At 67.8% G+C, this 19,260-nt stretch carries 15 protein-coding genes; 6 read left to right on the top strand and 9 right to left on the bottom strand.

Annotated features, from left to right (window positions below; all coding sequences use genetic code 11):
* The first annotated feature begins 76 nt into the window (after positions 1 to 76).
* Positions 77 to 856, top strand: a complete 780-nt coding sequence (locus tag ABZ004_RS25555; protein ID WP_355683452.1) for an ABC transporter ATP-binding protein — start codon at positions 77 to 79, stop codon at positions 854 to 856.
* A gap of 2 nt (positions 857 to 858) precedes the next feature.
* Positions 859 to 3,324 (top strand): FtsX-like permease family protein, encoded by a 2,466-nt coding sequence (locus ABZ004_RS25550; RefSeq protein ID WP_355683450.1) that lies wholly within the window; start codon positions 859 to 861, stop codon positions 3,322 to 3,324.
* A gap of 110 nt (positions 3,325 to 3,434) precedes the next feature.
* Here the strand turns inward: ABZ004_RS25550 and ABZ004_RS25545 are convergent, their stop codons facing one another.
* Both ABZ004_RS25545 and ABZ004_RS25540 read right to left on the bottom strand, forming a co-directional pair.
* Positions 3,435 to 3,782, bottom strand: coding sequence for a VOC family protein (locus ABZ004_RS25545; protein ID WP_355683448.1), 348 nt, complete (start codon positions 3,780 to 3,782; stop codon positions 3,435 to 3,437).
* Positions 3,783 to 3,785: 3 nt separating this feature from the next.
* Positions 3,786 to 4,571: a methyltransferase domain-containing protein gene (locus tag ABZ004_RS25540; RefSeq protein WP_355683446.1), complete on the bottom strand. Its 786-nt coding sequence runs from the start codon at positions 4,569 to 4,571 to the stop codon at positions 3,786 to 3,788.
* 95 nt (positions 4,572 to 4,666) lie between these two features.
* Between ABZ004_RS25540 and ABZ004_RS25535 the strand changes: the two genes are divergently transcribed.
* Positions 4,667 to 5,164 carry a MarR family transcriptional regulator gene (locus ABZ004_RS25535; protein ID WP_355683445.1) on the top strand — a complete coding sequence of 166 codons (498 nt, stop codon included), beginning with the start codon at positions 4,667 to 4,669 and terminating at the stop codon, positions 5,162 to 5,164.
* Between the two features lie 429 nt (positions 5,165 to 5,593).
* Here the strand turns inward: ABZ004_RS25535 and ABZ004_RS25530 are convergent, their stop codons facing one another.
* Together ABZ004_RS25530 and ABZ004_RS25525 are read right to left on the bottom strand one after the other, a co-directional pair.
* The gene (locus tag ABZ004_RS25530; RefSeq protein WP_355683443.1) at positions 5,594 to 7,435 is read right to left on the bottom strand and encodes an ABC-F family ATP-binding cassette domain-containing protein; all 1,842 of its coding nucleotides are present in this window, start codon (positions 7,433 to 7,435) and stop codon (positions 5,594 to 5,596) included.
* A gap of 150 nt (positions 7,436 to 7,585) precedes the next feature.
* The gene (locus ABZ004_RS25525) at positions 7,586 to 9,499 is read right to left on the bottom strand and encodes a translation factor GTPase family protein (protein WP_355683441.1); all 1,914 of its coding nucleotides are present in this window, start codon (positions 9,497 to 9,499) and stop codon (positions 7,586 to 7,588) included.
* Between the two features lie 152 nt (positions 9,500 to 9,651).
* On the opposite strand from ABZ004_RS25525, the gene ABZ004_RS25520 reads away from it, so the two are divergent.
* Complete coding sequence (locus ABZ004_RS25520; protein WP_355683439.1) at positions 9,652 to 12,012, top strand: tetratricopeptide repeat protein; 2,361 nt, start codon at positions 9,652 to 9,654, stop codon at positions 12,010 to 12,012.
* Here ABZ004_RS25520 and ABZ004_RS25515 read toward each other — a convergent pair.
* Complete coding sequence (locus tag ABZ004_RS25515; RefSeq protein WP_355683437.1) at positions 11,947 to 13,284, bottom strand: hypothetical protein; 1,338 nt, start codon at positions 13,282 to 13,284, stop codon at positions 11,947 to 11,949. The two genes, ABZ004_RS25520 and ABZ004_RS25515, sit on opposite strands and share 66 nt — an antisense overlap.
* Positions 13,285 to 13,531: 247 nt before the next feature.
* On the opposite strand from ABZ004_RS25515, the gene ABZ004_RS25510 reads away from it, so the two are divergent.
* The gene (locus tag ABZ004_RS25510; protein ID WP_355683436.1) at positions 13,532 to 14,902 is read left to right on the top strand and encodes a class I tRNA ligase family protein; all 1,371 of its coding nucleotides are present in this window, start codon (positions 13,532 to 13,534) and stop codon (positions 14,900 to 14,902) included.
* 4 nt (positions 14,903 to 14,906) lie between these two features.
* A complete protein-coding gene (locus ABZ004_RS25505; protein WP_355683435.1) occupies positions 14,907 to 15,272 on the top strand; it encodes a hypothetical protein in 366 nt (121 codons plus the stop codon).
* Positions 15,273 to 15,415: 143 nt separating this feature from the next.
* Here ABZ004_RS25505 and ABZ004_RS25500 read toward each other — a convergent pair whose 3' ends face one another.
* The 4 genes from ABZ004_RS25500 to ABZ004_RS25485 form a co-directional block, all read right to left on the bottom strand.
* Positions 15,416 to 16,345 carry a 4-(cytidine 5'-diphospho)-2-C-methyl-D-erythritol kinase gene (locus tag ABZ004_RS25500; protein ID WP_355683434.1) on the bottom strand — a complete coding sequence of 310 codons (930 nt, stop codon included), beginning with the start codon at positions 16,343 to 16,345 and terminating at the stop codon, positions 15,416 to 15,418.
* A 46-nt stretch (positions 16,346 to 16,391) separates the two neighbouring features.
* A complete protein-coding gene (gene rsmA, locus ABZ004_RS25495) occupies positions 16,392 to 17,273 on the bottom strand; it encodes a 16S rRNA (adenine(1518)-N(6)/adenine(1519)-N(6))-dimethyltransferase RsmA (RefSeq protein ID WP_355683432.1) in 882 nt (293 codons plus the stop codon).
* Between the two features lie 31 nt (positions 17,274 to 17,304).
* On the bottom strand, positions 17,305 to 18,420 hold the full coding sequence (locus tag ABZ004_RS25490; protein WP_355683430.1) for a ubiquitin-like domain-containing protein: 1,116 nt from the start codon (positions 18,418 to 18,420) through the stop codon (positions 17,305 to 17,307).
* Positions 18,421 to 18,639: 219 nt separating this feature from the next.
* Positions 18,640 to 19,254: a nitroreductase family protein gene (locus ABZ004_RS25485; protein ID WP_355683428.1), complete on the bottom strand. Its 615-nt coding sequence runs from the start codon at positions 19,252 to 19,254 to the stop codon at positions 18,640 to 18,642.
* Positions 19,255 to 19,260 lie beyond the last annotated feature (6 nt).

Below are 19,260 nucleotides of genomic sequence, written 5' to 3'. Positions count from 1 at the left end.
TCTTCTGGGGTTTCCGATCACTACCTTTTCGGAGTGTGGGCGAGAACGTCTCGTTCCTAGTGCTTCGAGGAGAACGATGAGCATCCAGACCGGTGAGCTCCCGCTCGGCCGTTTGCCGCAGGACGTCGCGGACCGGACGGCGATCCGGGCGCACGAGTTGCGCAAGGTGTACGGATCCGGCGATACCGCGGTGGCGGCGCTCGACGGGGTGTCGGTCGACTTCGGCGTCGGCCGGTTCACCGCGATCATGGGCCCGTCCGGTTCCGGCAAGTCGACGCTGATGCACTGCCTGGCCGGGCTGGACACACCGACCGGCGGTCAGGTGCTGCTCGGCGAGACCGAGCTGACCCAGCTGCCGGACGCCGAGCTGACCCGGATCCGCCGGGACCGGATCGGCTTCGTCTTCCAGTCGTTCAACCTGCTGCCGATGCTCTCGGCGAAGGACAACATCCTGCTCCCGCTCGAACTCGGCGGTCGCAAGCCCGACCAGCAGTGGCTGACCACGCTGATCGACGTCCTCGGCCTGCAGGACCGGCTCACCCACCGACCGTCGGAGCTGTCCGGCGGTCAGCAGCAGCGGGTCGCCGTGGCCCGCGCACTGGTCGGCCGGCCCGAGGTGGTCTTCGCCGACGAGCCGACCGGCAACCTGGACTCGCGGTCCGGCGCCGAGGTGCTCGGCTTCCTGCGCCGCTCGGTCCGTGAGTTCGGTCAGACCGTCGTGATGGTGACGCACGACCCGCTGGCGGCGTCGTACGCCGACCGCGTGGTGATGCTTGCCGACGGCAAGCTTGCCGGCGAGCTGCTCGAGCCCACCCCGGAGACCGTGCTCGGCGCGCTGCGGCAGCTGGGGGCCTGACCGTGCGACGTTCGATCCTCTCCTCCCTGCGCGCCCATCTGGGCCGCCTGATCGCCGCCTGTCTGGCGATCGTGCTGGGCGTCGGCTTCGGCACCCTGGCGATGACCACGCACGCCTCGGCAGTGCACGGCATCGACGAAACCATCGGCAAGCAGTACGGCGGTGTCGACGCGGTGATCTCCGCGCAGACCGCGAGCATCGCTCCCAAGGACGTGGCCGCGGCGCGCAAGGTGCCGCAGGCCGACTCGGTGGTCGCCACCACCTCGGCGTACATGCGTATCAAGTGGGCGGACAAGGTCCGGCCCGAAACGCTTGGTGTGCAGGCCCGCTACGACACCTCGAAGATCGCCGGACCCGTCGCCACCAGCGGCCGGCTCCCCGACAGCTCGCTCGAGGTAGCGCTGCCGGCGAAGCTCGCCGCGAAGCACCAGGTCGCGATCGGCTCGAAGCTGAGACTGGCCACGTACAACGACAAGGCCTTCACCGTCACCGTCGTCGGTCTGCTGGACGACTCGACCGCAGTCGGTACGGCGAACGCCGTGGCGACCGCGCAGTCGGTGAAGATCTTTGAACCCGAGGGCTACATCACCGATATCCGGGTCGCCGCCAAGCCCGGTATCTCCCAGGAGGCGCTGGCCGCGTCGCTGACCGATGCCGTCAGCAAGGACCTGCAGGTCTACACCGGCAAGGGGTACATCACCCACGAGATCGAGAGCTTCACGCACGGGATCGACATTCTCGGCGGAGTGTTCGGGATGTTCGCGGTGATCGCGTTGTTCGTCGCCTGCCTGGTGATCGGCAACACCTTCACGATCGTGATCGCCCAGCGGACCAGGGAAATGGCGCTGCTGCGCTGCGTCGGCGCCTCGCGTCGCCAGGTGTTCTCCTCGGTGCTCGCCGAGGCGAGCGTGGTCGGCCTGGTGGCGTCGGCCATCGGTGTGGTGTTCGGTGTCGTCCTGTCGGCGATCGGACTGACCCTGACCCGCCAGTTCGACTGGGGGATCCCGAAGATCGACCTGCACCTCAGCCCGGCCTCGGTCATCTTCCCGTTGCTGCTCGGCACGATTGCCACGATCGTCGCGGCGATCGTCCCGGCGCGGCGGGCGACCCGGGTCGCACCGCTGGCTGCGCTGCGTCCTGACACGGCACCGGTGGCCGCCTCCAAGGCCGGCCTGGTCCGGCTGGTCTTCGGCTTCCTGCTGATCGCCGGCGGCGGAGGACTGCTCGCCCTCAGCGCGCAGTCGAACCAGGTACTCGTCGGGGTCGGCGGCGGTGTCGTCTCGTTCGTCGGAATCCTGGCGATCGGTTCGTTGCTGGTGCCTGCGCTGGTCCGGCTGCTGGGCGCACTTCCGGCGCGGGGTGGCGGGGTCCCCGCCCGGATCGCGGTCGGCAACGCCGTACGGAACCCGAAGCGGACCGCTGCCACCACCTCCGCCTTGCTGATCGGCGTCACCTTGATCAGCCTGACCTGTGTCGGGATCGCTTCGGTCCGCAAGACGTTCGACATCACGATGGATGACCAGTACCCGGTCGATCTGATGGTGGAGACCTACAACGAGCCGATGCCGGCCACCGGCCAGCAGCAGTTGCACGACATCAAGGGAATCACCCAGGTGGTTCCGGTCCGGAGCGCCACCCTCAAGGCCGGTCAGGAAGAGGTCAACGTCTCCGGGATCGACCCGGTGGCGGGTGCTGCGGTGATCCACAACCCCGAGCTCGTCACAAAGCTGAAGACGCCGGGGACGGCGCTGCTCGACTACTCCACGATGAAGATGCTGCACCTGAGCGACGGATCCACGCTGACGCTGGTCTCCGGCAAGCAGAAGCTGGCGATGAAGGCGTACGTGGCGACCGGGCTGCATCCGATCACGATCAACGTGGCCGACCTGCAGAAGATCGCTCCGAAGGCGAACGTCGTCGGCTACTGGCTGGCGTCGGATCCCAAGGCGGACGGCTCGGACGTGATCGACGCGGTGGAGGAGTCGTTGCCGACGGTGAAGGACCTGTCGGTGAGCGGCGGGCTGGCCGAGCGTACGACGTACACGAAGGTCTTCGACGTGCTGCTGATCGTCGGGATCGGCCTGCTCGGGGTGTCGGTGCTGATCGCGCTGGTCGGGGTGGGGAACACGCTCAGCCTGTCGGTGCTCGAACGGACCCGCGAGAACGCCCTGCTCCGGGCGCTGGGGCTGACCAGGCGCCAGCTGCGCGGGATGCTCGCGATCGAATCGTTGCTGATGGCACTAGTCGCGGCCGGGTTGGGGATCGGACTCGGATTGCTCTACGGGTGGACCGGAACGACGGCGCTGATGGGTGGCCGGACGGCGACAGGTGCTGTCCAGTACGCGCTGCCGGTCGGCATGCTCGTCACGATCGCCCTGGTCGCCGCCGTAGCCGGCCTGCTCGCCTCGGTCCTGCCCGCCCGCCGAGCCGCCAAGGTCGCCCCAGCAGGAGCACTAGCCACCGAGTGAGCTCGTGGGTCTGAGGGGACCCACGAGTTCGCCGGGTCCGTGGATCTGAGGGGGTCCACGGAGCGGCGCAAGGGCCGGAGATCTCTGGGGAATCTCCGGCCCTTGCTCTTCTACACGATCTCGACGCGGTTCCCGTGGCCGTCGGCGGTGTGAAAGCGCCGGCGGCCCGGGATCGTCTCGTTGTCCCACTTCACCGGAAAGCCAAGCCCCACAAGCCTTTCCGCCAACGCATCGAGGTCATCCACCGCCAAGGCCGGATGCGCCTTCTTCGCCGGGCGAAAGTCCTCCTCGACCCCGACATGCACCTCCGCCGTACCGGCCTTGAACCAGCACCCACCCCGCGCCGCCAGCAACGGCGGCTTCTCCAGCTCGGTCATCCCGAGCGCGTCGCGATAGAAGGCCCGCGCGACCTCCTCACCGCCGGCGGGGCAAGAGACCTGCACATGATCGAGCCGCATCGGTCAGCCTTCCTTCTGCGCCACCGCGAAGATCCGACGGAACGGCAACACGGTCCCGAAAGAACGCTGCGGGTACGCCGCCGCCAGGCGGGCGCCGTACTCGGCCTCGAACTCCGTCCGCAGGTCATCGGGCAGCGACTGCAACACCGGTCGCGCGCCGGTCCCCTTCACCCACTCCAGTACGGCGTTCTCTCCCGGCAGGATGTGGTTGTAGGTGGTCTCCCACGCATCCACAACGCATCCTTCGGCAGTCAGCGCTTCGATGTACTCCGCTGGGCCCGGAACGTCCGGTCGTAGCGACTTCTCCGCTGCGTACTGCGCGTACGGTTCGGTCGACGCCAGTTCGCGCAGGATCGCGTGCGAGGGCGCGTCGCCGTTCCCCGGGATCTGGATCGCGAGCCAGCCACCCGGGCGCAGCGCACGAACGAACCCGGGCAGCAGCTCGAGCTGCTCCGGAATCCATTGCAGGGTGGCGTTGCTGACGATCACGTCGAGCGATCCCGGCTCGGCGGTCCACTCCAGCAGGTCGCCGACCACGAAGCTCAGCCGATCGGTCGCGTACTCCCCCGCGGCCTCGATCATCGGCTCGGAGCTGTCGATGCCCTGGATGGTCGCCTCCGGCCAGCGGTCCAGCAGGGTCGCGGTGAGATTGCCCGGACCGCAGCCCAGGTCCACCACCCGCTTCACCTCGTCGGCCTCGATCCGGTTGACCAGATCGTCGAACGCCCGGCCGCGCTTGTCGCCGAACTTGCCGTACTGCGTCGGGCTCCAGACCGGTGAGGTCCGCATCGGCTTCTCCTTCAGACGGGTTATCTTGACGTCGAGATACTTTACTCTCGCGAGTTGTCTTGATGTCAAGAGTCTTGATGGAATACGCTCACGCCATGAGAGACGAGGTCGACCGGCTGATCGAGGCCTGGCGCCGGGAACGACCCGACCTCGACGTGGCGCCGATGGAGGTGCTGTCGCGGGTCAGCCGGCTGGCCCGGCATCTGGATCGCGCTCGCAGCCAGGCGTTCGACACGCACGGCCTGGAGTCGTGGGAGTTCGACGTACTGGCCGCGCTCCGCCGGGCCGGCAAGCCGTACCAGCTCTCTCCCGGGCGGCTGCTCAAGGAGACCCTGGTGACGTCGGGCACGATGACGAACCGGGTCGATCGGCTGACCGCGCGCGGTCTGGTCGAGCGGCTCCCCGATCCCGGCGACCGGCGCGGGGTTCTCGTCCAGCTCACCGAAACCGGCCGCGACTCGGTCGACGCCGCGATGGCGGACCTGCTCGCGCACGAACGCACGCTGCTCGGCGGCATCAGCGACCGCGACCAGCAGAAGATCGCCCGGGTACTGCGCGAACTGGTCGCCCCGTTCGACGAAGAAACACACTGAAAGACTTTTCCCGTGCGACGGAACTAACCCGCCGGAATTTGGTCGGAATAATCTGAAAAGACGGCGCGTCACTTAATGCCGCCGACGATCGTTGCTAGTTGCAACGAGATCGTGAGATTGCTGTAGCGCACGACTATCGACACTGAGTGACCGGCCGAACTAGGGTCTCACTGTCGGTACCTGATCGACTACAAAACGTTCACATCACGGTGACTTCGGCGGCAAGAGGTGGTCCGCCGAAGCCTGCCGGTGGTGTCCGGGACTCGGGGCTCGGACAACATCGGCGGGCACGGGGCCCGCTCACCCTTGGGAGGCGGCATACCCTCCTGATCACAGGGGATGGGAGGGTATGCCGCAACTCCAGCGGCCTGGCTGACCAACCGCCGACCGCGGAGATTTGATCATGTATACATTCTTCGGAGTGAAGAACTATTCCGCCCGTTCGGCCGCTTCCAGCCACGCGGTTTCCAGCTCCGCGCGTTCTTCGGCCATCTTGCGCAACTCGGTGTCGAGCTCGGCCAGCCGCTCGTAGTTGCTCGCGTTCGCGGCCAGCTGGTCGTGCAACTTGGACTCGTTGTGGGTCAGCTTCGACAGCTGCCGCTCGATCCGGTTCAGCTCCTTCTTCGCCGCCCGGGCCGCCGCCGCGTCCACCGGCGCAGCAGCCGGTACGACGGATGCGGCGTCGCTGGTCGCCTCGGCCGCTGAAGCAGCATCGCTCGCCGCGGCACCCACGGATGCGGTGACCACCCTGCGTGGCGTAGTACCGGCTTCGAGTTCGTCCAGGTACTGGTCGACGCCGCGCGGCAGGTGCCAGACCTGGCCGTCGCCCATGATCGCGTAGACCATGTCGCTGACCCGCTCCAGGAAGTACCGGTCGTGGGTGACGATCACGACCACGCCCGGCCAGCTGTCGAGGAAGTCCTCCAGCACGGTCAGCGTCTCGACGTCCAGGTCGTTGGTCGGCTCGTCGAGGATCAGCACGTTCGGCTCGTCGAGCAGGATCCGGAGCAGTTGCAGCCGGCGCCGCTCGCCACCGGACAGGTCGTTGATCCGGGTGGTCAGCTTGTCGCCGGTGAAGCCGAACCGTTCGAGCAGCTGCGACGAGGTCATCTCGCCGCCCCGGCCGGCCAGCGCCGCCGTACGCCGGATGTCGCTGATGTGCGTGAGCACGGTCACCGAACCGTCGAGATCCTCCAGGGTCTGGGACAGGTTCGCGATCCGGACCGTCTTGCCCTGTTTCACCAGGCCGGTGTCGGGGGCGAGCTGTCCGGTCAGCACCTTGAGGAAGGTCGTCTTGCCGGCGCCGTTCGGACCGAGCAGACCGATCCGGTCCGACGGGCCGAGGCGGAAGGTGACGTGGTTGAGCATCACCCGGTCGCCGAAGCGGAGAGTGACGTCCTCGGCGTCGAAGACGTCCTTGCCGAGCCGGGAGGTGGCCAGCTTGGCCAGCGCGAGCTTGTCGCGGGGAGCCGGTTCGTCGGCGATCAGGGCGTTCGCGGCCTCGATCCGGAACTTCGGCTTCGCCGTACGGGCCGGGGCGCCTCTGCGGAGCCAGGCGAGCTCCTTCTTCATGAGGTTCTGCCGCTTGCCCTCGACGACCTGGGCGTTGCGCGAGCGCTCGGCCTTGGCGAGCACGTAGGCGGCATACCCGCCCTCGTACGAGTTGACCTGGCCGCCCTGGACCTCCCAGGTCTCGGTGCAGACCTCGTCGAGGAACCACCGGTCGTGGGTCACCACGATCAGTGCGCCGGCGTGGTCGACCACGTGCCGGGCGAGCCAGTTGACCGCCTCGATGTCGAGGTGGTTGGTCGGCTCGTCCAGGATCAGCAGGTCGACCTCGGTGAGCAGCAACTGGGCGAGGGACGCGCGGCGGCGCTCACCACCACTCAGCGTGCCGATCTTGGCCTCGTGGTCGATGCCGCCGAGCAGGTGCTCCATCACCGACCGGGCCTGCGGGTCGGCCGCCCAGGTGTAGGTCTCGGCGTCACCGATCACCGCCTGGATCACGGTCATCTCGGGATCGAGGTCGTCGCTCTGGCCGAGATACCCGAGCCGGAGGTCGCGGTTCTGGGTCACCCGGCCCTTGTCGGCCTCTTCGCGGCGGGCCAGCAGCCGCAGCAGGGTCGACTTGCCGTCGCCGTTGCGCCCCACCACGCCGATGCGCTCACCCCGGCCGACGCCGAGACTGACCCCGTCGAGCAGGGTGCGGGTTCCGAAGCCTTTGGAGACGGCTTCCAGATTGACCAGATTAGGTGCGGGAGTAGCTGCCATGTCCCCAACAGCCTATCCGGGCGAAGAAGTTTGGTGGGCCCCTGGTGCCTGTCCGGTCGGGTGTTCACGGCCGGACGGCCACCTGAACACCAGGGAACCCGTTGGGGATTTGATCACGACTTCGGATCACGGCGCAATGGGTTGTCTGCTTCATGCCTGGTTGAGGTGGAGGAGGTACTGCTTCTGGTCGAGCGGGTTGCCGTCGGTGCGCGGGTGGACGGGCGGCACACCGGTCACCGGACGGAAGGCATCGAAGGTGGTGAGCAGGATGCCTTCGCCGTGCGTGAGGCCGGGAAGCTGGGCTTCGAAGGTGTGGACGCGGCCGGCTGGAATCGTTCCCGTCAATCGCGCTTCTCCTTGCCCGACAACGCTGTTCTGCACGGTAGCCACGGCTTCCGCGAGCTTGCCGAGAACCGGGGAAAGCGCATAGGACGGGAGATCCAGTTCGAAATGATTCACCGGCTGGTTGACGCGGGTTCCTGCCTCTTGCAACGCCTGCATCAACACAAGTGGGACCAGCCGCCGGAAATCACCCGCCGCTGTCACCGGAGGGAAGTACCTGGTGTGGATCAGATCGACCCGGCAATCCACGACCTCCCACCCGTAGAGCCCTTGCAGCAAGGTCTGCCGCACGGTTTCCTCGATCGCGGTGTGGAATGCCCGAGGCAGCCCGCCCAGTTCGACTTCGAGCCGATAGTCGATACCAGTACCGATGGGTGCCGGTGACACCCGGAAGCCGACAGAGGCCGGCCAGAGGTTGTCGGGATCGCCGCCCTCGCGTTGCGCGCTGCCAGTCCCGATCGGTCGTTCGACATGGATCGGCGTGGTCTCGCTGAACTCGACGGCCAGCCGGTACTCGCTCTCGAGCAGGGCAGCGATCACCTCCTTCTGAACCTCGCCGTACAGGCTGACCGAGAGCTCCTCTTCGTGCTTGCGCACCTGGATCAGCGGATCCTGCTCGGCGAGTTGCTGCAAGGCCATGAACAGCTTCGCCCGATCCGCGCCGTGCACCGGCCGGACCACGGTCTCCAAAGTCGGTGGTGCGAAAAGATGACCACTGCCCTCGGTCGCCGTGCCGAGCTGGTCGCCGATCTGGATCTCCTTCAGTCCACGCAGTGCAACGATCCGGCCGGCCTCCGCGGTGTCGACGACGGTCGTCGCGCCGCGCTCGAACACCCGCAGGGAGGTCGGCTTCGCCTCGTACGTCGACGATCCGCGATGGATGTCGATCACCTGGCGCACCTGGAGTTCACCGGCGAAGATCCGGGCGGAGGCGATCTTCTCCCCCGCTGCTCCACGTTCCACCTTGAAAACCGAAGCCTGCAAGGGTTCCCCCGGTTTGGCGGTTGCCTGTGGCAACCACTCGCGGATGCCGGAGATCAGCTCCGGTACGCCGACGCCGGTCATCGCCGATCCGAAGTACACCGGATGCACTTCCGCTCGGCGTACCTGCTCGGCAAGCTCCCGTCGGTAGTCGGTCTCGGTCAACGAGTCGTCGAGATAACCCGCCAGGAACACATCGTCGCGTTCAGCAAGCACTTCGCCAAGTTCCTTACGAACAACGGGAAATCCCTCGTACAGCGCGGCGCGGCTACCGAGGTCGAGCACGGCACCCATTGGCACTGCGGACGGGGTGAGAAGTCGCTCGATGTCGGCCAGCAATCCGTCGTACCGGGCTCCCATCCGGTCGATCTTGTTCACGAACAGCAGGGTGGGGATGCGCAACCGGGTGAGTGTGCGCATCAGGAGCCGGGTCTGGACCTGGACTCCTTCGACGGCCGAGATCACCAGCACCGCGCCGTCCAGGACGGACAGCGCGCGCTCGACCTCGGCGATGAAGTCCGAGTGCCCTGGGGTGTCGATCAGGTTCACGGTCAGGTCGCCGAGTTGGAACGAGACCACGGCCGAGCGGATGGTGATCCCGCGCCGGCGTTCGAGGTCCATCGAGTCGGTGGTGGTGCTTCCGTCGTCCACCCGGCCGACGGTGTCGATCACGCCCGCGGCGTACAGCAGGCGTTCGGTCAGGCTGGTCTTGCCGGCGTCAACATGCGCCAAAATGCCCATCGTCAGGGTGTTCAAGAGTCCTCGCGGGTGCGTCGATGCGATCAGAAGTGATGGCGTAGACCGACACCTGGCGCATCTCTGACTCCTTCTCGCTCGAGGACTTCTTGCCACACTAGCAACGGGGATCGTCCCGCGGCGACTAGATTTGGGCCATGCCGAAGGGGGAAGGGACCAGCGCGGAGTTCGGCCGGTTGCTGACCCGGCATCGGCGCAAGGCCGGGCTGACCCAGGACATGCTGGCTGAACGGGCCAAGATGAGCGCCCAGGCAGTCAGCGCGCTGGAGCGCGGGATCCGCCAGTTCCCCCGCCGGGCCACCGTCACCGCGCTGGCCGACGCGCTCGACCTGCCGCCGCGGGCGCGAGCCACCTTCGTCGCCGCGGCAGCCCGTCCGCGCGCGCCCCGGACGGAAGCAGCGGCCGCGCCCGCACCCACGCCGTACCAGCTGCCGATGCCGGTGGCCGACTTCACCGGCCGCGAGGCGGAGTTGAAGCAGCTGGTCGGCATCCTCTCCGACGAGGGCATCGTCGCGGCCGCGGTGGTCGGCATGGGCGGCGTCGGCAAGACCGCCCTCGCCCTCCGCGCGGCGCACGCCGTACTGGACCGCTTCGGCGACGGCCAGCTCTACCTCAACCTGCAGAGCCACGGGTCCGGCGAACCGATGAGCCAGGCCGACGCCCTCACCTACTTGTTGCGCGGTCTCGGCCTGCCACCCGATGAGGTGCCGCGCGACCCGGACCTCGCGGCCGGCCGGTTGCGGTCGCTGCTGGCCGAGCGCCGGGTGCTGCTGATCCTCGACGACGCCGAGAGTCCGGAACAGATCCAGCGGATGCTGCCGGGCACCGGCGGTTCGGGCGTGATCGTCACCAGCCGGCGCGAGTTCGCAGGCGTCGCCTTCCCTGTACTACGGCTCGCCGTACTGCGCGCGTCCGAAGGCCTCGAGCTGCTTCGCCGGATCGGCTCGGCGGACCGGGTCGACGCGGATCCGCCGGCGGCCGAGGCGGTCCTGGACGCCTGCGGGTACCTGCCGCTCGCGATCCGGATCGCCGCCGGACGACTCGCGACCCGGCCTGCCTGGCCGCTGTCGCACCTGGCCGGCCTGCTCGCCGATGAACGCCACCGGCTGGACCAGCTGAGCCGCGCCGACCACGGCGTACGGGCCAGTTTCGCGCTGTCGATGCGGCAGCTGGAACGCAGTACGAACCCGGTGGAGCTGCAGGCCGCTGACGTCTTCGACCGGCTCGGGATCGCGCAGATCGACGAGTTCTCCGTCGATCTGGCGGCCCGGCTGCTCGATCTGCCGCAGCGCCGCGTGAGCGTCCTGCTCGAACAACTCTGCGACCTGCACCTGCTCGAAGCAGCCAGTCCGGGCCGCTACCGATTCCACGACCTGCTCCGGACCTATGCCCGCGAGCGAGCCATGGACCGGATCCCCCCAGCGGATCAGGCGGCAGCCCTGACCCGCATGGTCGACCTTTGCGCAGCCGTTGCCTGGCACACCGGCGAACTGGCGCACCCCGTCTCCGGCCGAAGATCCTGGTTCGATCCGCGCCCGTCGGACCGGACCTGGTTGCCGGCGCCGGGCGATCTGGCCTCCACACTGGCCTGGCTGGACCGGGAGCGGGCCGTGCTGGTGGCGCTGATCAGCCAGGCAGCCGGTACGCCGGCCGTGCCGGCCAGGTCCGTCCTGCGGCTCGCGGTCGGCCTCATCCCCTTCTACATCACGCGGGGGCACTGGCTGGACTGGTCGCGCGTCATCCGGGCCGGCCTCGCGGTGGCCGACGGCGATCCGCACGCCGAGGCCATCCTGCGCAACGACCTCGGACTGGTGCTGTCGGATGTGGCGCTGTACGGAACGGGCGACTACAGCGACTCGATCGCCGAGCTGGAACGGAGTCTCGCCTGGTTCGATGCCTCTGGCAACCTTTCCGGAACGGCGATGGTGCTGGCGAATCTCGGACACGTGCTGGAGCAGGCGGGCAGCTACGCCGCAGCGGTCACCATCGCGGAGCGTGCATTGAGCTGCTACCGCGAGCTGGACGATTCGGACGGAGAAGCGACCGCCCTGATCACCCTCGGCCAGCTGCACGGCAACCTGGATCACTCCGACCAGGAGCGGGACTGCTACGACCGCAGCATCGAGCTCAGCGACAAACATGGGCATCCGCGAACCTTGTCCATCGCCTCACTGCGCTCCGGAATCGCCTACCTGAACAGCGGTCAGGCAGAACTCGCGGTGCAGCATCTGGAGCGTTGCGTCGAAGGGTTCGAGGCCCTCGGCAACCAGGTCGGCCTGGCCGAGGGACTCGTCGAACTCGGGCATGCACATGAGGCGCTCGGGCACCGCAAGACGGCGATCGAGCACTTCACCGACGCCTACGAGATCTCGCAGTACTACGACGACGGCGTACGGCGGGCAGCTGCGCTCGAGCAGTTGCGCAGGCTCCGGTCACCCCTCGTGGAAGCAGCAGGACGCGACCGCACCGGTGGTCGTGTTGACGACGGCGCCGTCTAGTTCACGTGAACCGCGGACCCAGACCCCACCGGCTCCGTTCGCGACCAGGAACGCACCCCAGAGCAGCAGCAACGGCTCCATACCGTCCTCGGTCGGGAACTGCTCCAGCACCGGGTCGATCCGGCGCTGCAGGATGTGCGGCGAGTCCAGCGCGGCCGTCACGCTGCTCTTCCAGGTGGTCTCATCTGTCTGCCAGCCGAGGACCACACCCTGGCCCGCGTGCAACGTGGTCGGCTTGAGCACCAGCCGGTTCTGGTCGGCGAGGGCGTACTCGACCAGGTCGCGCTGCCGGCCGTCGACGGTCACCGGGCCCTGTCTGACCATCCGGGTCCACGGCAGGATCCGGTCGAGGCGGGCGAGCTCGTCCGCGGAGTACAGGTGCCGGTTCGCCTCGTCCGAGACCAGGGCGAGCGCGCCTTTGCTCCCGTAGAGTTCCGCGTCCAGCGAGGTGAAGATCGACACGTTCCCGAGCTCGGCGGCCCGTAGTACGGGCTCGAGTAGTTCCAGCGCGCCCGGTTTGATCAGATCCTCGATCATGAACAGCCGGTAGATCGTGTCGACCCGCCGGCCGTCCAGCCAGAGGCAGTCGTCGCGGAACTCCAGACTGTCCACCGAACAGGCAGTGGCATCGACGCCGTACGCCGCCAGATCGGCGGCACCCTTGTGCAGGAGCTGTTCCAGATCGGGGTAACTGTCAGGGAAGTCCGCGATCACGACGAACGGCTTCTCCCCGGTCGGCCCGTCGTCGGACAACTTGCCTTCGGCAATGATCGTCTGGACCAGCTCGGCCATCGTGTCCTCGAAGGTCAGCTGATGGGTCTCGACAAACTCCCGGATGAACGGCACCTCGTCGAGCATCGCCCGGTTGAGGACAGCGTTGTCGACGCCACCGGCCGTGCTGCCGGTGTTCAGTTCGAGCAGATGGAAACCGTCGGCGTCGCGGTACAGGTCCGCGCGGCAGAACCTGCTCGGTGCCCTGGTGCTCCCGCGCGCGACCACCTGCGCCTGCAGCTCGGAGAGCCCGACCGCCCGGGCGAACGCGACCAGGTCGCCGCCGAACAGCCGCTCAGGAAGGGCGGTGATGGCGGCGAACAGCACTTCGAGGTCGGCGATCAGCTCGGTGTAGGGCTCGCGTTCCAGGAACACCGGACGGCTCAACGAGTCGCCGCCGTAGATGGAGCCGGTCACGGCGCCGGTGACGGCGGCGCGGAGTTCGGCCGGCTTCGGCCCACGATCGGCGGCCGCGGTGAGGTAGGCATCGGTCAGCGTCATCTGGCCCTCCGGGAGTCTGTTGCCGGGGACAGTACCGAGCCGGAAAGCCGCCAGCCAGAGGCTTGCTGGAAATTGCTCACCGAATCAAACGCTCGTTTGGTGAATTTGGGAATTCGGCCTTGTTTTCAAGGGTTTTCCCGCCTGGCTGAGCCCTCGACAGAGGAGTAATCTCGCGGACTGCGACCGCGTCGGTGACCACCGTGACCGGCTGAGTTGCCGCGCCGAACGCCCCTCGGACAGGAGATTCATGAGCACCTCCACGAGAACCGGTGTCACCGTTGTCATCGTCCCGCCGGCCACCGCCAACGGCCCGATGCATGTGGGCCATCTGTCCGGCCCCTATCTGGCCGCCGACATCGCCGCCCGGGCCGCCCGGTCCCGTGGCGAACGCGTCATCACCACCGCCGGGTTCGACGTCCACCAGAACTGGGTGCTGACGCGGGCCGAACGGGAAGGTGTCGACGTCGAGAAGCTGGCCGCCTCGTTCCGCGAGGAGATCATCGCCGCGCTGGATGCCGCCAGAATCCAGTACGACGTGTTCCTGAACCCGCAGAGCGAGGACTACCAGCGCGGCGTCACCACGCTCGCCGCCGACCTCACCGAGGCCGGCCGCTTCCCTCTTCGCGAACTCAGGTTGCTCGCGTGTTCCGATTGCAACCGGACCCTGCATCAGTCGTACGTCGTGGGGACCTGCGCGTGGTGCGGATCGGAAGCGGCCGGTGGTGGGTGCGAAGGGTGCGGCGGATACACGTCGGCCGAGAACCTCGTCGATCCTCGCTGCAACCGGTGTGGCGGAGAGCCGCGGCCGTTCCTCGCGACGGTGCCGGTCTTGCCGATGGAGGATTACCGGGACCGGATCATGGAAGTCTGGCTGCGCGCCGAACTTCCCGATCGGGCCCGCAAGATCGTCGCCCATTACCTGGAGCACCGGCTGCCCGACGTACCGATTGCCTATCCGACCAACTGGGGTCTGGCCGGGGTCGGACCGCACGAGGGTCTGCGGCTGGAGGTGTACGCCGAGGTCGGGCTGAGCACGATGCACGGTGTCGCGCAGGGGATCAAGCCTGGTTCTCTCGGACTCGAGGCGGTTGGCGAAGCACTGTCCGAGGTGGATTCGCTGTGGCACTTCAACGGGATCGACAACGGGTTCTACTTCGCGTTGTTCTGGCCGGCGTTGTACATGGCGGCCGGGTTGCGGGCCGAGTCGATCGGCGGAGCGCAGGTGAACGAGTTCTACACGCTGGATGGGTCGAAGTTCTCGACGAGCCGCAATCACGCGATCTGGGCGAACGAGTTTCTGACGTCCGAGGATGTCGACGTGGTGCGGCTCTATCTCGCGTGGGACCGCCCGGACCGGTTCGCGAGCAACTTCACCCTGTCGTCGTACCGCGAGTTCGAAGCCTATGTACGACCGCTGCTCGATGCGGCTCGCGATTCCGCTGTTGCTGGGGAGCATCCTTTGCCGGCGGCCCTCGCCGAGGCGGACGTGACGCGGGGACTGGCTGCCTTGAAGCCCCGTGGGTTCGACCCAGCCCTCGCAGTACGGGCTGTTCTCACTGGCCTGGCGGCGAGTGCCCCGGGTGTCGATGCCCTCCTCCAGATCCTGACCGGGCGGTGAGCTGATGGACGCCCCCGACTACAACAACCGCATCTTCCGCCCCGTCGGCAATCCCCCCGGCGCCCCCACCGGCCACTACCACCAGAACGGCAACCTCATCTGGGCCGACTTCGGCGGCGGCAAACTCCACTTCGGCCGCCTGGTCGGCACCTGCGACACCTCAGGCACCATCACCGCCACCTACTGCCAACTAGCAGTAGACGGCACCGTCACCGCCGGCCAAGTCACCAGCATCCCCGACTACGACGAGTCCGGCACCCTGACCCTCACCGAACACTGGCACCGCCTAGACGGCTCCACCGGCATCTCAGTCATAGAACAAGTAGACGACTCCCTATCCCCACCCGCCCCCGAAACCCTCACCCCCTAACCCGCCCCCCGCTCGGGTATGCCCAACTCCCCGCTTCGGTGTGCCCAACTCCTCTTGGCGGGGTTCACCTCCTGCTATAGCAGGGGGTGAAGGACATCAGGAGTGGGTGAGCACACCGATGTGCCGTCCGGAGCCCGTGGGGGTTATCTGTTGATCGGGGCTGGGAGGATTCGGGCGCCGGGGACTGGGCCTTCGGCTTGGCGGACCATTCGGCAGAGGCCGGATTCGGCTAGTTCTACGGCTAGGTCTACTGCTCGGCGGCTGTCGGCTGCCAGGAAGAGGCAGGTGGGGCCGGAGCCGGAGATCATGGCGGCTAGGGCGCCCTGGTCAAGGCCGAATTGGAGCGTGGCGGCGAGTTCTGGGCGGAGGGAGAGGGCGGCTGCTTGCATGTCGTTGCTGAGGGCAACTGCTAGGGCGGCGGCCTGGCCGGACAGGAGGGCTGAGAGGAGTTCCGGGCGTACTTCGGGGGCCTCGACGCGGCGGAGGGGGCGGAGGCGGTCGAGTTCTTTGTAGACGGCGGGCGTGGACAAGCCGCCGTCGGCGATGGCGAAGACCCAGTGGAAGGTGCCGCGGGACATCACCTCGGTGACCTGTTCGCCGCGGCCGCGGCCGAGGGCGGTGTGGCCGACGAGGCAGAAGGGGACGTCGCTGCCGAGTTCCGCCGCGATGCGTTCCAGCTCCGCCTGGGCCAGCCCGAGGCCCCAGAGCCGGTTGCAGGCCACCAGGGTCGCCGCAGCGTCGGTGGAACCGCCGGCCATTCCGCCGGCCACCGGGATGGTCTTGCGGATGGTCAGGTCGACGCCCTCCTCGACGTCGAACTCGACCTGGAGCATCCGGGCCGCCCGGACCGCGAGGTTGGAGTCATCGGTCGGTACGTCGACGGCGAAGTCGCCGACCACCTCGACGGTGATCGCGCTGTCGTCGCGCAGGGTCGCGGTGACGTCGTCGTACAGGGCAACGGCCTGATAGACCGTAGCGAGCGGATGGAACCCGTCCGGGCGGGGCGGACCGACGGACAGACCGAGATTGATCTTGGCCGGCGACCGCACCGTGACCTGGGCATTTGGTGGCACGGCCCAAACCCTAGGGCAAATCAGGACATGCTGCCTGTACTGCGCGTCACTGCTCCGACGTGGCGGCGCCGGCGATGCGGGCGAAGTCTTCGATGCCGAGCATCTCGCCGCGCAGGGACGGATCGATGCCGGCGGCCTCGAACACCGCGTCGAGCCGGGCCCGGTCCGGCATCCACCGGGCCAGCGCGGAGCGGACGGTCTTGCGGCGCTGCGAGAAGGCCCCCTCGATCACCGCGAAGACCTCTTCGCGCGACGCCGCGGTCTCCGGCGCGGGACGACGGGAGAAGGCAACCAATCCGGAGTCGACGTTCGGAGCCGGCCAGAACACGTTCCGCCCGATCGGCCCGGCACGCCGCACCTCGGCGTACCAGGCAGCCTTGGCAGACGGTACGCCGTACGTCCGGGAGCCGGGTGGGGCCGCGAGCCGGTCCGCCACCTCCGACTGGACCATGACCAGGCCGTGCCGCATCGTCGGGGCGATCTCGAGCAGATGCAGCAGGACCGGCACGGAGACGTTGTACGGCAGGTTCGCCACCACTGCCTCGACCGGACCGATCTCGTCGGCGAGCACCGTCATAGCGTCCGCCAGCACGACACGGAACGACGAGGCCTGAGCGGGCGCGTATTCGGCGATGGTTCCGGGCAGCGCCGAGGCGAGCAGCGGGTCGATCTCCACCGCGGTGACCCGGTGGCCCTCGGCAAGCAACGCCAGGGTGAGCGAGCCGAGACCGGGACCGACCTCGAGCACCAGCTCGCCGGGCGACAGGTCGGCGGCCCGGACGATCCGGCGAACGGTGTTCGGGTCGATGACGAAGTTCTGGCCGCGCTGCTTGGTCGGCCGCAGCCCGAGCGTGGCGGCCAGTGAACGCACTTCCGCCGGACCGAGGAGTCTCGGTCCGGCGGAGGTGGATGAATCAGCGCTGGTCACACGGGCCAGTCTCGCACTAAAGCGCGAAAAGCTAGGCGCGCTTACCGCAGACCGGCCAGGCGCCGTAGCCACCGCGGTCGGCCTTGACCTTCTCCGCGATCGCGATCTGCTGCGCCTTGGTGGCACCGTTGGCGTTGTTCGCGTAGGCGCCGCCGCCGTAGGCGATCCAGGTGCCGTGGTCGAACTGCAGGCCGCCGTAGTACCCGTTGCCGCTGGCGATCGACCAGTTGCCACCGGACTCGCACTCGGCGATCCGGTCCCAGGCGCCGGTGCCACCGCTCGGGGCGGTCGGGGTGTCACCGGTCGGCGCCTTCTTGGTGCCGACCGTGACCTGCTCGTCGACCGGCGCCGTGATGACCTTGCTGGCGACGATCTTGGTGCTGGTCAGCTTGCCGTCGACGTACGTCAGGATCTTGCTGACCGACTTGCGGCCGGGCACACCCTTGGCGGTCGTCTTGGTGTCGCCCTCGGTCATCGTCGCCGACTTCGTCTCGTCCTTGCCGAAGGCGATCGGCTCGACGGCGTTGACGGTCTTGACGTCGACCTTGACGATCGTGATCCGGTTCACCGTGCCGGTCTTCAGGACGGCGGCGGTGCCCGGGGTGATCCGGTCGTCGGCGTCGTACGAGACCCCGGCGCTCTTCAGCGCCTCGGCCACGTTCATCGCCATCGACTTCAGCTGGACGACCTTGCCGCGCTGGACGAACTGCACGACCTTCGGCGTCCGGACGTCGAGCTCCAGGCCCTCGCGGCCGATCGGGGCGCTCCGGCTGGTGGAGAAGACCGCGGCGGTGTCGTAGCGCAGGCCCAGATCGGCCAGTGCCTCGTCCACGCTGTCTGCCGTGGTCCAGAAAGTCTTCTTGGTGCCGTCGGCGTTCACGATGAGCTGGCGGCCGTACTGCACCGCGATCTCCTGGCCGTCCTGGAGTTTCGCATCCAGGGCCGGAGCCACCAGGTCGCGCTCGCCGACCTGGATCTTCTTGGCCTTCAGAGCGTCGGCGACGGTGGAGCCGAAGGTGTGCACCTTCTGCACCTGCCCGTCGATCGACAGACTCACGGTCTTGCTCTTTTCGGCATAAGCCACACTGCCGCCCACGACGGCGAACACAGCCGTCGCACCGACGGCCGCGATGATGGACTTGCGCACTAATGCTCCCAGGTAGGGCTACCCGGGCACGGGGTGGGACAGCACTGGCGGAGGCCGCGAACGCCGGGATAACAGGGCCCGGCCAGCACGGTCAACGCCTAAGGGGCGTGCTGTCCGGGACCTTCCCCGATCCCGGCCAACATCACGAGACAGTAACGAAGAAGTCCCGAGAGCGCCAATCCTCTGGTCGGCGAGTCGCAAAAAGGTGTAATGGCCCGCTTACTCAGCGTGTATTCCCCAGTGCCCCCGATGGACCACTTCGGCAGTACTGCGACGCCCTCGTTTGAGGGACGGCGACCGCTTGTCGGGGGCCCGGTAACCGATCGAGATGACCCCGATCGGATCGAAGCCGTCCGGTACGCCGAACTCCTTCTTCAGCCGGCCGACTTTCTCGGCCGGTGGGCCGAAAAGGCAAGCACCCAAGCCTTCGTCAACCACCGTCTGCAACATCAGCAGGGCCGCCATGCCGGTGTCGATGTACCAGTACGGCGCCGTCCAGTGGCCCTCGTCGCGCTCGGTCCAGCCCTTGTCCGGCTCGGTGTACCGGTCGAGGTACGCGTCCTTGTGGGCGAAGGCGAAGATCAGCAGCGGCGCCCGGCGCAGCCCTGTGACCCACTCCACATATTTCGGATCGGGATCTTCGGCCGCGATCGACCAATAACGCTCCCGATCGTCGCCTTCGAGGGTCAGGAACGCCCAGCCCTGGCTGAATCCGCCCGACGGCGCCCGGAGACCGTTTTCCAGGATCCTTTCCCGGATCTCCGCCGGCACCGGCCGGTCCGGGTCGTAGTTCCGAACCATCCGCCGCCGCCGAACAACCTCACTGAACTCCATGCGGCT

It is taken from the genome of Kribbella sp. NPDC006257, from assembly GCF_040613535.1.
GTDB lineage: Bacteria > Actinomycetota > Actinomycetes > Propionibacteriales > Kribbellaceae > Kribbella.
Note: the sequence above shows the minus strand (reverse complement) of the source record. Positions and strands in the feature narration are given on the sequence as shown.

Bases quoted from the DNA above. Each gene is read 5' to 3' on its own strand.
- ABZ004_RS25555 (WP_355683452.1), top strand. From the start codon at position 77: ATGAGCATCCAGACCGGTGAGCTCCCGCTCGGCCGTTTGCCGCAGGAC.
- ABZ004_RS25515 (WP_355683437.1), bottom strand. From the start codon at position 13,284: ATGACGCTGACCGATGCCTACCTCACCGCGGCCGCCGATCGTGGGCCG.
- ABZ004_RS25530 (WP_355683443.1), bottom strand. From the start codon at position 7,435: ATGGCAGCTACTCCCGCACCTAATCTGGTCAATCTGGAAGCCGTCTCC.
- ABZ004_RS25485 (WP_355683428.1), bottom strand. From the start codon at position 19,254: ATGGAGTTCAGTGAGGTTGTTCGGCGGCGGCGGATGGTTCGGAACTAC.
- ABZ004_RS25525 (WP_355683441.1), bottom strand. From the start codon at position 9,499: ATGGGCATTTTGGCGCATGTTGACGCCGGCAAGACCAGCCTGACCGAA.
- ABZ004_RS25510 (WP_355683436.1), top strand. From the start codon at position 13,532: ATGAGCACCTCCACGAGAACCGGTGTCACCGTTGTCATCGTCCCGCCG.
- ABZ004_RS25505 (WP_355683435.1), top strand. From the start codon at position 14,907: ATGGACGCCCCCGACTACAACAACCGCATCTTCCGCCCCGTCGGCAAT.
- ABZ004_RS25545 (WP_355683448.1), bottom strand. From the start codon at position 3,782: ATGCGGCTCGATCATGTGCAGGTCTCTTGCCCCGCCGGCGGTGAGGAG.
- ABZ004_RS25535 (WP_355683445.1), top strand. From the start codon at position 4,667: ATGAGAGACGAGGTCGACCGGCTGATCGAGGCCTGGCGCCGGGAACGA.
- ABZ004_RS25540 (WP_355683446.1), bottom strand. From the start codon at position 4,571: ATGCGGACCTCACCGGTCTGGAGCCCGACGCAGTACGGCAAGTTCGGC.
- ABZ004_RS25520 (WP_355683439.1), top strand. From the start codon at position 9,652: ATGCCGAAGGGGGAAGGGACCAGCGCGGAGTTCGGCCGGTTGCTGACC.